This is a genomic window from Novosphingobium sp., assembly GCF_037133355.1.
Lineage (GTDB): Bacteria > Pseudomonadota > Alphaproteobacteria > Sphingomonadales > Sphingomonadaceae > Novosphingobium.
Map to the genome: position 1 here is coordinate 1 of NZ_JBAXOI010000020.1, position 15,029 is coordinate 15,029.

Sequence of the window (15,029 nt, forward strand, 5' to 3'; positions counted from 1 at the left end):
TTCCAATGGGCAGACTCTACATCAGATCGAGGGATCTTTCGGGGGGCAGGTCACGCGCACTTCGCGTTCATCCAGGCCAGCAACTAGCCCGGCTGCCATCAACGCACCTTCGGCCTCAGCCCTTCCGATTTCCCCGGTTCCCACCAGTTGCCCGACATTGAAGGCACTCGTGTTCAAGGTGCTGTTTCTTTCGCCCTCGCGGGCGATTGAGATCGCATCGGTCTCACGTTCCAAGGCCTTGGCCGCGTATTTCGATGCCATGCTTTTTGCGGGCCCACCGTCAAACATCTGCGCCAACTCGATGGGCAAGTCCGGGAGCGCCGCGTCGAAACCGAATTTTTCGGCAAAAGCATATGCCGTACCACTCGCGTGCATCGATGGCGGGGCGACAACATAGCCGCCATCCCCACGGCCATCCAAGCCTTCAAGGCGCTTGGCGAAGTTCCCGGTGCTGAACCCCGGATGCTTGAAATAGGCGTGAAAGCCCCCTCCTCGCCGGCCAGTTATAACTATTGGCCCGTTGAAGGTGCCTAGCATCTCCGCCATCATCTTGTTGTCCGTGACGATCTCCGGGTTGTCGATGTCGAGGACGACAAGCCCCGATATGTTGCCTGTTACAATGCCGACGTTGGCGTGGGGGCTGGGCGTAAATAGCGCAATTAGCTCATCTGGTGTCGCGCGCTGCTGCTGCCTGTGCTTCCATTTGCCGATGGGGTGCTTCCCTGGGCTTCCGCACTGCGGATTGCCGCAAGTGCAGCGACCGTTGAGTATGCCGTGCAAAGCGATGACCGAAAGGCCCTGTGCCTCGTATTCTAGCGCGGCGCGCAGGTTCGCGCGGACCTCCGCCATCTTGGGCGGCACCGCTTGCCCCAGAGCGTTAGCTTTGCTAAAGTGACTGAGTTCCATAATTCAGTTCCTTCCCGCCCGCGCTGCCTTCGCGGGCGTTTTTCTTTCAGACGTACTAATCCCGGCGAGGGTTGAAGGGATCGTCGTGCTGGGTGACCTCCACCTCTCCGGTCTTAGTCTTGTCGTCTTTCTTCGACCCTTCGCTCTCAGGGCGGCGAAACGGAAGGACGTTAGACCGGGGCGGGGTTAGGGGTCGCAATGGGGGGAGGATCGAGAACATATCCATTGCCATCCTCCTTCAGCGCACAGCCGGGAGGGCGCTGAGCCACCGGTCCTGCTCTTCGCGGGTGATGAGGGTTCGGCCGCGAGCGCGCACAGCGCGCAGCTTACCGGCATTGATCTCGCGGTAGATGGTAGCGGGTGAAACTCCGAACCGGGCGGCAACCACGGTAACCCCGTCGGCTTGCCGAGCCGCCTCTACATTGATGGACTGAACTGCTCCCATGACTTGCTCCTCTGCGTGTCAATGTGATGCCGAATATCGCAGAGAATGACGATTTATCATATAGTTACACTTTGTATCCAGATTTGGTGGGATCGAGGAAGTCGGCGGGTTACCCCCATATTCACGTCCAAATTCATGCGATAGTTCGTGCTGAATTTAGGCTGTAGTGCGTTTTTGGGCAGTTTTTTTCCGGCCCAAAGTGAGCGCCAACTTTCAAAAAGCGCAAATTTTGTCGAGGCTGGCGAAATAGAATTTCGGCTCAGCGTTGGGGTACCCTCCGGGGGGCGGGCCGGGTTGCCACCGCCTCGCTGCCGACCAGCCGCTCAATCGAGTGGCGAGAGGCTGCGTGCCATCGGTCGATGGTGGTTCTGTTGGTCCGTCGTGCCACAGTTTGGGATGTGGCCGGGGATCGGGTGCCACTAGGACAAGGATCTCTGCGGCGCTGGCTCTGGTGGCTTTGCTGATTATGTCAGCCGACTACTATCTCGTAGACAGAGGCGTTTTCGTGGTAAGAATAGGGGGCTCCAATCAACCAAGGAGCCTCCCAATGTTCAACGTGATCCAGTTTCCCGCCACTGCCGACCGCGCCATGCGCCGCTTCGAGGTCGCGCTGTCCTGCTACGACATTGAGACGATCGTCGAGCTGGTGCTGGCCAGTGAGGTTGCCGAGGTGAGGGACCGCGCCGCGCGCTGGCTGGCCGAGGTCATGAATGTCCGCGTCTCGGCTTGATCATCACACGGCGGCCAGCCAATGCACAACAAAAAGTGGGGCCCTAAGTGGGGCCCCATTTTTCAATTCCGCCTAAACATCTGATTTTATGAGGTATGTTTGGCTATACTGGCGGACAGGGTGGGATTCGAACCCACGGTGAGCTTCCACCCACGGCGGTTTTCAAGACCGCTGCCTTAAACCACTCGGCCACCTGTCCGCGCTGCGTCCCGCAGGGGCGGGGCGCGTTGGGCAATGCCGATAGCGGGCTGGCGTGGCGGAGCAAAGTGGTTTTGCGAGTTGGGCTGCGGCATTGCCAACGCGTTTTGTTGTTTGAGGGATTCCCAGCCCGCTTCGCCTGTGCAAGTGTTGGTTGTGATGATCATGTCGCACCGCATTCGCCTCTTTCACGCCCCGGCCCTGTGGAGCGCGGTGCTGGCTGCGCTGGTGCTTTCGCTGATGGCGGGGCCGGCGGGTGCGCAGGGCGACGAGGGGGCGGCGGGGTTTGAGGGCTATCTTCAGTATCTGGCAGCACGGGCGCGGGCCGAGGGCGTTAGCGATGCGGCCATTGCGTCGGTGATGACGGGGCTCACTGAAAATCCGCGCGTGATCGCGCTCGACCGGGCGCAGCCGGGCACATCCTCATCGATCCCGGCCTTTGCGGGGTATCGGCGCACCCATGTCGATGCGGTGCGCATTTCCCGTGGTCGGCGGCAGATGGCAGCAGCGGCAGACGAACTGGCTGCGATCGAACAGCGCTATGGTGTGCCGCCCAAGATCGTGCTGGCAATCTGGGGTCACGAGACCAATTACGGCGCCTATACCGGCGATTTCGACTTGGCCCGCTCGCTTGCAACGCTGGCTTATGAAGGCCGACGGCGGGCGCTGTTTGCCGACGAGTTCATTGCTCTTCTCAAGATGGTCGACCGGGGCGTGCCCCGCGCCATGCTGGTGGGCAGCTGGGCCGGCGCCTTCGGCAATCCGCAGTTCCTGCCCAGCGTCTATCTGCGGGTGGCACAGGACGGCGACGGTGACGGGCTGGCCGACATCTGGTCAAGCCGCCGCGACACGCTGGCCTCGATTGCCAACTACTTCCGCGATGCGGGCTGGCGGCAGGGGGAGCCCTGGGGCGTGGCGGTGGACGTGCCGGCAGAGCTTGACCGCAGCAGGCTGGGCACCGCACTGGCGAGCCCGCGCTGCCCGCAGGTCTTCGCGCGGCATTCGCGCTGGAAGTCCGTGGGTGAATGGCGGGCGCTCGGTGTTGTCCCGCGCGCGGCGACACTTGCCGACGATGCTATGGCGAGCCTGCTCGAACCCGATGGGCCAGGCCAGACGGCCTACCTGCTAACCGGAAATTATAGGGTCATCCTCGATTACAACTGTTCGAACCTCTACGCCCTTTCGGTGGGACTTCTGGCTGATGAAATTGCCCGGTAACTCGAACCCCGGTGACCTGAAAGGCGCCGCGCGCGTGCTGGCCGCCGCAATGGCGATCTTGCTCGTGATCGGCGGCGCGCTGGCGGTGCCGGCCACGGCGCGCGAGCACAAGGCGCCGCCTGCGGACAGGACGGGACCTGCGGGCGACTATCCGGTCACGCTGGGTGATCCTTTCGTGATCGGCGGGGTGACCTATACGCCCGCCGATACGCTGAACTACGATGCTGTGGGCAAGGCTGTGCCGAGCGAGAACGATACGGGCTTGGGCCTGGTGAGCGGGGCACACCGCACGCTGCCGGTGCCGAGCTATGTCGAAGTTACCGCGCTCGACAGCGGGCACACGATTGTGGTGCGGATCGACGAGCGCGGGCCGATGAGCGGCGAAGGTCTGGTAGCGCTTTCGCCTCAGGCCTGGGCGCAACTGGGGTTGCTGCCAGCGGCTTCGGCGCCGGTGCGGGTGCGCCGGGTCAACCCGCCCGAGGGCGAACGCGCGGCGCTACGAACCGGGCAGACCACGCCCAAGCGCATGGATACGCCGCCCGGATTGCTCGCGGCGCTGCGGCGCAAGCTTGGGCTCGAGCCGCCGGTCGGGGAGCTGCCGGTAACAATCAAGCCGGCCGAAGTGGCGGTGAAGCTGCCGGCTGCGGGCAAGCCTGCGGCTAAACCGGCCTCGGGACCAAAGACGGCCCTCGCGCCAAAGCCCGCACCGGCGCCGAAGCCTGCGCCCACCCCGAAAATGGCGACTGCGCCTGCGCCAAAGCCCGAAGCCAAACCTGCTCCGACCGTCCGGCCCGCGCCGGGACCGGCGGCGACCGCGCGGCTCTATGTCCAGATTGGCGCCTACTCCCAGCGCGGCAACGCAGAGGCGGCAGCGCGCAAGGCCGGCGGTTCGCTGGTGCGCGCCGGATCGGTCTGGCGCGTGCGTAGCGGGCCGTTCTCGGCCGGGGATGAGGCGGAGCGCGGACTGGCGAAGGCGCGTGCTGCGGGCTATGCCGGTGCCCGGATTGTGCGCGACTAGGCAGCGCCCACGCATGGTCCCAACCACCATGGGGGCCGCGCTTGAAGCTTAGGATCATGACCGGAATGCTCGTTGCCGCGCTGGCCGTCTTGCCGGTGCGCGCGGCAGCGCCCGGCCTGCCGCCCCTGGCGCCCGATGCGCGCGCGATGCCGCAGGTCACGGCGCCGATCGCCTTGCTGATCGACGTGAACGGCGGCCGCGTTCTGTTCGAGCGCCAATCACATCGGCGTTTCGTGCCGGCCTCGCTCACCAAGATCATGACGAGCTATGTCGCGTTCGAGCTGATCAAGGCGGGCAAGCTAAGGCTCGACCAGCGCTTGCGCATGAGTCCGGACGCTTTCACGCAATGGCACCGGGTGGGGAGCACGATGTTCCTCGCGCAAGACAGCGAAACCTCGGTCGCCGAACTGCTCGAAGGGATCGTCACTGTTTCGGCCAACGACGGCTGCGTGGTTCTCGCCGAAGGCGCGGCGGGCAGCGTCGCTGCCTTTACGGCGATGATGAACGCTGCTGCAAAGCAACTGGGCCTCAAGGACACGCACTTCCACACGGCCAATGGCTGGATGGACGAGGGCGAGACTTACGTCTCCGCCGCCGATCTGGCACAGCTGAGCACCGCGCTGATCACCCGGCATCCCGATCTCTACGCCCGCTTTTATGGGCACGAACGGCTTGCTTTCAGGGGGATCGAGCAGCCCAATCACAACCCGCTCTATGGCCATGTGGCAGGGGCTGACGGGGTGAAGACCGGGTTCACCAACGAGGCCGGCTACGGCCTTGTCGGTTCGGCGATCCGCGACGGTCGGCGGTTGATGATGGTTGTGGGCGGCTATGACAACGGCAAGGTGCGTGCACGCGAGTCGCGCGATTTCCTTGAATGGGGCTTTGCCGCGTTCGAGGCGCATCCGCTTTTTGCTGAGGGCGCCACGATCGGCGCGGCGAAGGTGCAGGGCGGTGCGGCGCGCAGCGTCGATCTCGTCGCGCCGCATCCGCTCGCGCTGACCCTGCCACGCGGCGCAGGAACGCGATACACGCTGGCGCTGCGCTACAAGGGGCCACTGCGCGCGCCAATCGCCAAGGGCGACGAGGTGGCAAGCCTTGTCGTGCGTGTGGCGGGCGAGGGCGAGACCCGGCTGCCGCTGGTCGCCGCCGAAGCTGTGCCGGCCGCCGGCACCATGGCGCGGCTGCGCAATGGGCTTTTTGCGATGATCGGCCAATGAGCGGGCGTTTCATTGTATTCGAAGGCGGGGAAGGGGTCGGCAAGTCGACCCAGAGCCGCCTGCTCGCCGAAGCGCTCCGGGCGCGGGGTCTGGAGGTGGTGACCACGCGTGAGCCGGGCGGCACTTCTGGGGCCGAAGCGATCCGCGCACTGCTGCTGAACGTCGAGGGGCCGGGCTGGGGCGCGCGGGCCGAGGCGCTGTTGTTTGCCGCGGCGCGTGCAGACCATGTCGAAACGCTGATCCGTCCGGCGCTGGCGCGTGGGGCGTGGGTCGTGTGCGACCGTTATCTCGATAGCAGCCGGGCCTATCAGGGCGGAGGCAGCGGGCTGGAGGACAGCGACATCCTCACGCTTCACCGCATCGGCAGCGCGGGGCTCCTGCCCGACTGCACGGTGCTGCTGACGCTCGACCCGGCCGAAGCGGCGGCGCGGGTGGCACGGCGCGATGCTGGTGCGCTTGACCGGATCGGCGGACGCGCGGCGGACTATCACGCGCGGGTGGCAGCGGCGTTCCGGCACTTTGCCGAGGCCGAGCCGGAGCGCTTTGCGGTGATCGCCGCCGATGGCGGGCCGGAGGCGGTGCATGCCCGTGTGCTGGCGGCAGTGGAAGGCGCGTGACCCGCTATATCGGCCATGACAGCGCCTGGGCGGTGTGGCGCGCGGCGAGGGCAGGGCAGCGCATGCACCACGGGTGGATCCTCGCCGGGCGCGAAGGGCTGGGCAAAGCAGCCTTCGCGCGCGCGGCGGCGGCGGACCTCGTCGCCGAGCCGGGCACGCCGCAGCCCGCACCGGGCGCGCATCCCGACATCCTCCTGCTGGAGCCGCTGCCGGCGAACGACGACGAGGCGAAGAAGCGCGAGGACGGCAAGGCCTATGCCCGCAAGCGCAGCATCAGCGTGGATCAGGTGCGCGAGATGCAGCGCCGCCTCGTCACGCGGCCAACGCTCGGCGCCCGGCGCGCAGTGATCATCGATGCGGCGGACCATCTCGAGAAAAGCGCGGTCAATGCGCTGCTCAAGAGCCTTGAGGAGCCGCCAGTGGGCACGTTCTTCCTGCTCGTGACGCACCAGATCGGGCGGCTCTTGCCGACGGTGCGCTCGCGCTGCACGGTGCTGCGGTTCCACCCGCTGGGCGAGGAGGAGATGGTGCGTGCGCTGTCGGCCGAGGCGCCGCAACTGGGCGGGGCGGCGCTGGCGGCGGCAATCGCGGCAGGGCGCGGGGCGCCGGGGGCGGCGCTTGCCTTTGCCGAGCTCGACCTCGGGCCGGTGTGGCAAGTGATGGCCCGGCTCGTTGCCGAAGGCGATCCCGACCTTGCCCTGCGCGCCGAGCTTTCATCAGCGCTTGGCCAGCGGCCTGATCGCGAGCGGCTGCTGGCCGCGATCGAGGCGGCGCGGCGCGTGCTGACGGGAGCGCTGGCAAGGGCCGATGACGCCGCGCGGCTGCGGATCGTCGAGGCCCATGCCGCGCTGGCCGGGCTCGCCGCGCAGGCGCCGACCTACAACTTCGAACCGGCGCTACTGCTTCTGGAAATCGGCGGCTTGCTGGCATCGGTGGCGCGCACTAGGGAGGGCGCGGCCTGAGAGGCCTTTCCGAGCCAAGGACACACGCAGCCCATGGGCGAGCCCTATTACATCACGACCGCGATCAGCTATCCAAACGGCAAGCCGCATATCGGCCATGCCTATGAAGCGATCGCCGCGGACGTCATCGCGCGGTTTCACAAGGCGATGGGGCGCGACGTACGCTTCCAGACAGGGACCGACGAGCACGGCCTGAAGATGGCGCAGAAGGCCCGCGACCTGGGGATCACCCCGGCAGAGCTTGCAGATGAAATGACCGGCTATTTCATTGCGATGGCCAAGGCTTTGAATGTCGATTACGACGTGTTCATCCGCACGACCGAACCGCGCCACCATGCCTCAACGCAGGAACTCTGGCGCCGCATGGAAGCCAGCGGTGACCTCTACCTTGATCGCTACGAAGGCTGGTACTCGGTGCGCGACGAAGCCTACTACGACGCCAGCGAACTGATCGAGGGGGAAGGGGGCGAAAAGCTCTCGCCGCAGGGCACCCCGGTTGAATGGACGGTCGAGGAAAGCTGGTTCTTCCGCCTCTCGAAGTATCAGGAGCCGCTGCTCGCGCACTATCGCGACAATCCGGATTTCATTCAGCCGGACAGCCGCCGCAATGAAATGACCGCCTTTGTTTCGCAGGGGCTGCGCGATCTTTCTGTGTCGCGCACCAGTTTCGACTGGGGCGTGAACGTTCCGGGCAGCGACAACCATGTGATGTATGTCTGGGTCGATGCGCTGACGAACTATATCACCGGCCTTGGTTTCCCCGATGAAACAGGCGATTACGCGCGATACTGGCCAGCGGACCTGCACCTCATCGGCAAGGACATCGTGCGGTTCCACACGATCTACTGGCCGGCCTTCCTGATGAGCGCGGGGCTGGCGCTGCCGAAACAGGTTTTCGGCCACGGCTTCCTGCTCAACCGGGGGCGCAAGGAATCGAAGTCGCTGGGCAACGTCACCGACCCGCTGGCGCTGGCGGAGACCTTCGGCGTCGACACGCTGCGCTACTTCCTGATGCGCGACGTCGTGTTCGGGCAGGACGGCGCCTATTCGCCCGAGGCGATCGTGATGCGCTGCAATGCCGAACTCGCCAACAGCTACGGCAATCTGGTGCAGCGCACATGCTCCATGATTTTCAAGAACATGGACGGCGAAATTGCCAAGTTCGCGAGCACCGAGGCGGATGACAGGCTGCTCGCGGCGGTGTTCGAGGCCTGCCACGACGAGCTGCCGCGCGAGTTTGCGGCGCTCAACTTCTCGGGCGGGATCGATGCCTGGATGCGCGCCGTTTTCGCCTGCAACCAGTATGTCGACGAGCAAGCGCCCTGGGCGCTGCGCAAGAGCGATCCGGAACGTATGCGCGCCGTACTGATGACCTTGTTCATGGCGATCCGCGATCTCACCATAGCCATTCGCCCGGTGGTTCCGACGGCAGCGGACAAGGTGCTGGACCAGCTTGGTATTCCGGGGGACGAGCGTAGCATCACGGCGATCGCCAAGGCTGACTGGTTCCTTTCGCGCGTTGGGACAGGCGAACGCCTTGCCGCGCCGACCCCGGCATTCCCGCGGCTCGAGCTGCCGGAGGAAGACGCGGCCTGATGCTGATCGATTCGCACTGCCACCTCAATTACAAGGGCCTGATCGAAACCCAGGCCGACGTGCTGGCGCGCGCGCGGGCGCGCGGGGTTTCAGGCTTTCTCAATATCTCGACGCGGCAAAGCGAATGGGAAGCAGTGGTCGCGACCGCGCATCGCGAGCCCGACGTCTGGGCGAGCATCGGCATTCATCCGCATGAGGCCGATGCCCATGCGGACCTTGGCGCGGAGGCGTTGCGCGCGGCCTCTGCCGATCCCAAGGTGATCGCGATCGGTGAGACGGGGCTCGACTACTACTACGACCATTCCGACCGGCAGGTGCAGCAGGACCTGTTTCGCGTGCATATCGGCGTGGCGCGCGAGACGGGGCTGCCCATTGTCATCCATACGCGGGATGCCGAGGAGGATACCTTGCGCATCCTTGCGGAGGAAATGGCGCACGGTGCGTTTCCTGCCCTGATTCACTGCTTTACCGCTAGCGCCGGATTTGGCCGCGCAGTGCTTGACCTTGGCCTCACGATATCGATCTCGGGCATCGTGACGTTCAAGAATGCCAAGGACTTGCAGGCGTTTGTTGCCGACGTTCCCGACGAGCGGCTGCTGGTTGAAACCGATGCCCCGTTCCTCGCGCCGGTGCCGAACCGGGGCAAGGTCTGCGAACCGGGCTTTGTGGCCGATACCTGCGCCTTTGTTGCGGCGCTGCGCGGCACGACGCCAGAGGCTCTGGCGGAGTCAACCGGCGCCAACTTCTTCCGCCTGTTCGCGCGGGCGCGCGCATGAAGCTTGTCGTACTGGGTTCGGGCACCTCGACCGGGGTACCGCGCATCGGCAACGATTGGGGTGATTGCGATCCCGACGAGCCGCGCAACCGCCGGACGCGCGTGGCCATTACAGTCGAGGGCGCGGATGGGGCGCGGATCCTCGTCGACACGCCAACGGACCTCAGGCATCAGTTGCTCGCCACCGGAATCGCGCGGATAGACGGAGTGGTCTGGACGCACGATCATGCCGACCACACTCACGGGATCGATGACCTCAGGCCGCTGCGCATGGGGCGTGGCGCGCCTATTCCCGGCTATGCGTCGGACGAGACAGTGCGGCGCTTGCGCCTGCGGTTCGGCTATGTCTTCGCCGGGCAGCACGGCTATCCCACGATCTGCAATCTCGATAACCTCGAGCGCGTTCGCATGGTCGCAGGCATCGGCGTCACGCATTGCCAGATGCCGCACGGGCCTGCGCAGACGACGGCGTTTCGCTTCGATCAGGATGGCAAATCCATCGGTTACGCGACGGACTTCAGTGCGATCACCGGCGAGATGGTCACGTTGTTCGACCGGGTCGACGTGCTCGTGGTCGACGCCTTGCGCCGCAAGCCGCATCCGACGCATGCGCATCTTGCCATGTCACTTGAACTTATCGAAGCCTGCCGTGCGCGCCGCGCCGTGCTGACGCATCTCGACAAGAGCATGGATTACCGCACATTGTGTGACGAGACTCCGGCACACGTCGAGCCGGGTTATGACGGGATGGAAATCGCGCTGTGACGCCTGACAAGTTCGTCGCGCTGATCGGGATAGTGATGTCGCTGATCCTCGTGACAGCGAGCGGCGAATTGCGGAAGCTCAAGCTCTCTTCGCACATCTGGATGGCGGTGGCCTGGGCGTCGATAATTCTACTCGCGGCCTTGGCGTTTGCTGGATACCGACGCTGAGCGGGCCATTGGGCATTTAACATAATCATTATTATCAAACTCAAGGATCGGCCTCATGAGCCCCACTTCCGCGGACTCCCCTGCCGCCAAGTCAGGCATCGCGCGCCTGCTTGCGATCATGGCGCGGCTGCGCGATCCACAGCAAGGCTGCGAATGGGACGTGGCACAAACGTTCGCCACGATCGCGCCGTACACGGTCGAAGAAGCATACGAGGTCGCCGACGCCATCGAGCGTAATGACATGCCGGCGCTGCGCGAGGAGCTTGGCGACCTCCTCCTGCAAGTCGTATTCCATGCCCGGATGGCAGAGGAACTTGGCGCGTTCGATTTCGACAGCGTCGCGCAGGCGATTTGCGACAAGATGACCGAGCGTCACCCCCATATCTTCGGCGATGCGATGGATCAGGGCCAATCGCGCGAGGTGCGCTGGGAAGCGCAGAAGGCGGCCGAGCGTGCAGCCAAGGGTGCGACAAGCGCGCTGGACGGCGTCGCGCTGGCGCTTCCCGCCTTGATGCGAGCGGAAAAGTTGCAGAAGCGCGCGGCGCGGGTCGGGTTCGACTGGCCGGACTACGAAGGGCCCCGGGCCAAGGTGATCGAGGAACTGGACGAGCTCAAGGCCGCAGAGAACGACGATGAGCGGCTCGACGAGGCCGGCGACCTGCTGTTCGCTGCGGTCAATGCGGTGCGCAGCTTCGGCATCGCGCCCGAGGACGCGCTGCGCCATGGCAATGCCAAGTTCGAACGGCGGTTCAGGGCGATGGAAGCGCTGGCCGGGCCCGCATTTCCGACGCTGTCACTGGATGACCAAGAAGCGCTTTGGCGGCAGGTCAAGGCGGCGGAGCGCTGACCTTCACATCTGGACAAAGCGGCCAAGTTCGCGCGGGGTCAGCCGCACGGTGAGGCGCTGGACGGGCGCGCCCTGTTCATCTTCGGTTTGAACTTCGGACAGAATTTCACCGTGCGCATGGAGCCACGCGAGCTTCTGACCGTCGGCCATCGGCACTGAAAGTTCGAGCACCTGAGCGCCGCCGGTGAGCAATTCCCCAAGCAGCGAAACGAGATTCTCCACGCCTTCACCGGTCGCAGCCGAGATCGGCACGACCTGCCGGTTTGGCACGCCGGCCCTGATGAGATCGCGGCGCATGGCGCGGTCTTCGCCGGAAAGCAGGTCCCACTTGTTCCACGCCTCGATGATGGGGACCGAGGCCCCCTCCTCCCCGATGACGCCAAGATCGGCAAGGATCGCCTCGACTTCCAGCTTCTGCGCCGCGCTGGCGGGATTGGCGATATCGCGCACGTGGACCACGACGTCGGCGGCAGTCACTTCTTCAAGCGTGGCGCGGAAGGCGGCGACGAGCTGGGTGGGCAGCTCGGAGATGAAGCCCACGGTGTCGGAGAGGATCGCCTTGTCGAGGCCCGGCAAGCGGATCGCGCGCATGGTGGGATCGAGCGTGGCGAAGAGCAGGTCCTCGGCCATGACATCGGCACCGGTCAGCCGGTTGAACAGCGTCGATTTTCCGGCGTTGGTATAGCCAACCAGCGCGACAACCGGCCAGGGCGCGCGCTGGCGGCGTTCGCGGTGGAGCGTGCGGGTGCGGCGAACTTGTTCGAGTTCGCGGCGAATGCGCGCCATACGGCCACGGATCAGGCGGCGATCGGCCTCGATCTGGGTCTCGCCCGGGCCGCCAAGGAAGCCGAAGCCGCCACGCTGGCGCTCAAGGTGGGTCCAGCTGCGCACGAGGCGGCCGGCCTGATAGTCGAGGTGCGCGAGTTCGACTTGCAGCCGGCCCTCGGCAGTGGCGGCGCGCTCGCCGAAGATCTCGAGGATCAGGCCGGTGCGGTCGATGACCTTGCGTTCGAGCTTGTCCTCGAGATTGCGCTGCTGGATGGCCGAAAGTGCGCCGTCGACAATCACCAGTTCGGCGTCCGACTGGTTGATGGCAATGCCGATCTTCTGGACCTGGCCTTCGCCAAACAGCGTGGATGGGCGCACCGCACGGATCGGCAGGGCGAAGCTGTCGACCACTTCGATGCCGATGGCGCGGGCGAGCCCCTCCCCTTCCTCGAGCCGGCTTTCGGCATCGAGCCCAAGGCCGCCGCGCTGCCTCAGATCAGGCAGCACCACAACGGCGCGTGCGCCGCGCGTGACTTCGCCCTGAAGTTCGGTCTCGCGGCCGAATTCAAACCCGCTCATGCGGGCCGGCCCAGGAGGGGAATCAGGATGCCTCCCCCTCCCACTCGCCGGAAAGATCGACATGGCCGGCGGGCTGGATGGTCGAGACCGCATGCTTGTAGGCGAGCTGCACATAGCCCTCGCGCTCAAGCAGCATGCAGAACAGATCGTAGGCGGCGACGCGGCCCTGGAGCATGACGCCGTTCACGAGGAACATCGTCACCTGCACCCCGGCATCGCGCACGCTGGATAGGAATACGTCCTGCAGCAGGCGCTTCTTGGCGGCATCGTCGCCGCTGTGGAAGTGCGCGGCCGCGAGTTGCTGGCCGGGCATGATCGTTGAGATCGCGTGCTTGTAGACCAGTTGCGACTGGCCATCGCGGCGCAGCAGGATCGAGAAATTGTCGAACCAGGTGACGATGCCCTGCAGCTTCACGCCCTTCACGAGGAACATCGTGACAGGAATCTTGTTCTTCCTCAGAAAGTTGAGGAACACGTCCTGCAGATTTTGGCCCTTGCCCCCGGCAATGGGGGTTACTGCCGGAGTGGCGGCCGTTGCGGCGGTTTCAGCGGCGGGGGTGGTTTCAGCCTTGGCCCGGGGGCGCGCAGACAGGGTTCTTCCGGTCATATGCCGTTTTCCTTTCTTTTTTGGCGTGGGACCGCTGAGCGACCCAACACAATCTGGCTTTCCGCCGCTTTTGCCCTGCCCGGCATCGGCCTTGGCCGAATCCGGTGTGAGCATCTGCAGCATAAAGGCCGGTTAGCAGGTGTTATCCTATGCCGGGACGGCGTCCGCGTAAACGGGCAAAATGGGCCGCTTCGGATAGTGACCCGCTTCGGAGCGGATCAGTCGACGTCTTCGTCCTCGCGCCGCTCGGCCATGCCGAGGAGCTTGAGCTTGCGGTGGAGCGCCGAGCGTTCCATGCCAATGAAGCTCGCGGTCTTGGAGATATTGCCCGAAAAGCGGCGGATCTGGACCTTGAGGTACTCGCGCTCGAAGTTCTCGCGCGCCTCGCGCAAGGGCACGCCCATAAGCGCCGAAGTGCTCGAATCGCCACCGAGCCGGGTTGTCACGATTTCGGCGGGAAGCATGTCGGCATCGATGCGCAAGAGCCGCTCGCGCGGGGCCAGGATGATAGTGCGTTCGACCACGTTGCGCAGCTGGCGAACATTGCCGGGCCAGTCGTAGCTCTGCATGGCGGCAATGGCTTCGGGCGAGATCGCGGGGGGCGGCACGCCCTGCTCGTTGGCATAGCGGGCGAAGAAATGGTCGGCGAGCGCGGGGATATCCTCGCGCCGTTCGATCAACGATGGGATCGAGACGGGGACGACATTGAGCCGGTAGAAGAGGTCCTCCCGAAAGCGGCGCTCGGTGATTTCCTTCTCAAGCGGGCGCGAGCTGGAGGAGACGACGCGCACATCCACCCGGATCTGGCGGTGGCCGCCCACCCGCACGAACGACTGCTCGGTCAGCACCCGCAGGATGCGCGCCTGGCTGGAGGCGGGCATTTCCGCGACTTCGTCGAGGAACAAAGTGCCCCCATCAGCCATTTCGAGGAGCCCGGCGCGCACCAGCTTGCCATCGATCTCCTCGCCAAACAGCTCCTGCTCGAAGCGTTCGGGGGTGATGCGCGCGGAATTGACCGTGACGAAGGCATGGTCCGCGCGCGGGCTCCACGAATGGAGCAGGCGCGCGGCGACTTCCTTGCCCGAGCCGGCGGGGCCGGTGATCAGGAGACGGCTGCCGGTGTTGGCAACGCGCTTCAAGGTGGCGCGGACCTGGTTGATCGCCGAGGAATTGCCGGTGAAGCCGTCGGCCATCGACATGCCCTGGCGCAGCCGTGCGTTCTCGCGGCGCAGGCGCTCTGTCGCGGTGGCGCGCTCGACGAGCAGCAGAAGGCGTTCGGCCTCGAACGGCTTTTCGAGGAAATCCATCGCGCCGCGGCCGATCGCGGAGACGGCGGTATCGATATTGCCGTGACCGGAAAAGATGATCACGGGCAGTTCCGGTTCGCGCTTTTTGATCTCGTCGAGCACTTCAAGCCCATCCATCGGGCTGCCATGGAGCCAGACGTCGAGGAGAACGAGGCTTGGCCGTCGTTCGTCGACGGCGGCGAGCGCGGCGGTGCTGTCGGCGGCGGTGCGGCAACCATAGCCTTCATCGCTGAGCACGCCGGCGACGAGCTCGCGGATATCGCGTTCGTCGTCCACGATGAGGATGTCGAGTGCCATGGGTCAG

Annotated in this window: 16 protein-coding genes and 1 tRNA gene; 11 read left to right on the plus strand and 6 right to left on the minus strand. The window is 65.2% G+C overall.

The annotated features are described in order from the left end of the window. Positions 1-21 precede the first annotated feature (21 nt). Positions 22-906, minus strand: a complete 885-nt coding sequence (locus WCL10_RS17210; RefSeq protein ID WP_336896876.1) for a bifunctional DNA primase/polymerase — start codon at positions 904-906, stop codon at positions 22-24. 238 nt (positions 907-1,144) lie between these two features. Next, positions 1,145-1,351 carry a helix-turn-helix domain-containing protein gene (locus tag WCL10_RS17215; RefSeq protein WP_336896877.1) on the minus strand — a complete coding sequence of 69 codons (207 nt, stop codon included), beginning with the start codon at positions 1,349-1,351 and terminating at the stop codon, positions 1,145-1,147. Positions 1,352-1,898: 547 nt separating this feature from the next. On the opposite strand from WCL10_RS17215, the gene WCL10_RS17220 reads away from it, so the two are divergent. Further along, entirely contained in the window at positions 1,899-2,081 is a 183-nt protein-coding gene (locus tag WCL10_RS17220; RefSeq protein ID WP_336896878.1) for a hypothetical protein, read from the plus strand. Between the two features lie 109 nt (positions 2,082-2,190). Here the strand turns inward: WCL10_RS17220 and WCL10_RS17225 are convergent. Continuing rightward, positions 2,191-2,280, minus strand: a tRNA-Ser gene (locus WCL10_RS17225). A gap of 239 nt (positions 2,281-2,519) precedes the next feature. Between WCL10_RS17225 and WCL10_RS17230 the strand changes: the two genes are divergently transcribed. The 10 genes from WCL10_RS17230 to mazG are packed head-to-tail and all read left to right on the plus strand — an operon-like array spanning position 2,520 to position 11,464. Further along, a complete protein-coding gene (locus WCL10_RS17230; protein WP_336896933.1) occupies positions 2,520-3,497 on the plus strand; it encodes a lytic murein transglycosylase in 978 nt (325 codons plus the stop codon). Continuing rightward, positions 3,481-4,515 (plus strand): SPOR domain-containing protein, encoded by a 1,035-nt coding sequence (locus tag WCL10_RS17235; protein WP_336896879.1) that lies wholly within the window; start codon positions 3,481-3,483, stop codon positions 4,513-4,515. Before WCL10_RS17230 ends, WCL10_RS17235 begins: the two co-directional genes overlap by 17 nt. 56 nt (positions 4,516-4,571) lie before the next feature. Beyond that, positions 4,572-5,735, plus strand: a complete 1,164-nt coding sequence (locus WCL10_RS17240; protein ID WP_336896880.1) for a D-alanyl-D-alanine carboxypeptidase family protein — start codon at positions 4,572-4,574, stop codon at positions 5,733-5,735. After that, positions 5,732-6,352, plus strand: a complete 621-nt coding sequence (gene tmk / locus WCL10_RS17245; RefSeq protein WP_336896881.1) for a dTMP kinase — start codon at positions 5,732-5,734, stop codon at positions 6,350-6,352. The genes WCL10_RS17240 and tmk overlap by 4 nt, the downstream gene beginning before the upstream one ends. Beyond that, on the plus strand, positions 6,349-7,314 hold the full coding sequence (locus WCL10_RS17250) for a DNA polymerase III subunit delta' (RefSeq protein WP_336896882.1): 966 nt from the start codon (positions 6,349-6,351) through the stop codon (positions 7,312-7,314). Before tmk ends, WCL10_RS17250 begins: the two co-directional genes overlap by 4 nt. 33 nt (positions 7,315-7,347) lie before the next feature. Further along, the gene (metG, locus tag WCL10_RS17255; RefSeq protein ID WP_336896883.1) at positions 7,348-8,910 is read left to right on the plus strand and encodes a methionine--tRNA ligase; all 1,563 of its coding nucleotides are present in this window, start codon (positions 7,348-7,350) and stop codon (positions 8,908-8,910) included. Next, positions 8,910-9,686, plus strand: coding sequence for a TatD family hydrolase (locus tag WCL10_RS17260; RefSeq protein ID WP_336896884.1), 777 nt, complete (start codon positions 8,910-8,912; stop codon positions 9,684-9,686). The genes metG and WCL10_RS17260 overlap by 1 nt, the downstream gene beginning before the upstream one ends. Beyond that, positions 9,683-10,450 (plus strand): MBL fold metallo-hydrolase, encoded by a 768-nt coding sequence (locus tag WCL10_RS17265; protein ID WP_336896885.1) that lies wholly within the window; start codon positions 9,683-9,685, stop codon positions 10,448-10,450. The genes WCL10_RS17260 and WCL10_RS17265 overlap by 4 nt, the downstream gene beginning before the upstream one ends. Further along, positions 10,447-10,617: a hypothetical protein gene (locus WCL10_RS17270; protein ID WP_336896886.1), complete on the plus strand. Its 171-nt coding sequence runs from the start codon at positions 10,447-10,449 to the stop codon at positions 10,615-10,617. The genes WCL10_RS17265 and WCL10_RS17270 overlap by 4 nt, the downstream gene beginning before the upstream one ends. Before the next feature lie 55 nt (positions 10,618-10,672). Next, a complete protein-coding gene (gene mazG / locus WCL10_RS17275; RefSeq protein WP_336896887.1) occupies positions 10,673-11,464 on the plus strand; it encodes a nucleoside triphosphate pyrophosphohydrolase in 792 nt (263 codons plus the stop codon). A 3-nt stretch (positions 11,465-11,467) separates the two neighbouring features. On the opposite strand, the gene hflX is transcribed toward mazG, so the two are convergent. The 3 genes from hflX to WCL10_RS17290 all read right to left on the minus strand — a co-directional run bounded on the left by hflX (position 11,468) and on the right by WCL10_RS17290 (position 15,022). Further along, on the minus strand, positions 11,468-12,811 hold the full coding sequence (gene hflX / locus WCL10_RS17280; protein WP_336896888.1) for a GTPase HflX: 1,344 nt from the start codon (positions 12,809-12,811) through the stop codon (positions 11,468-11,470). Between the two features lie 22 nt (positions 12,812-12,833). Next, positions 12,834-13,418, minus strand: a complete 585-nt coding sequence (gene hfq, locus WCL10_RS17285) for an RNA chaperone Hfq (RefSeq protein WP_336896889.1) — start codon at positions 13,416-13,418, stop codon at positions 12,834-12,836. A gap of 218 nt (positions 13,419-13,636) precedes the next feature. Continuing rightward, entirely contained in the window at positions 13,637-15,022 is a 1,386-nt protein-coding gene (locus tag WCL10_RS17290; RefSeq protein WP_336896890.1) for a sigma-54 dependent transcriptional regulator, read from the minus strand. Between the last annotated feature and the right edge of the window lie 7 nt (positions 15,023-15,029).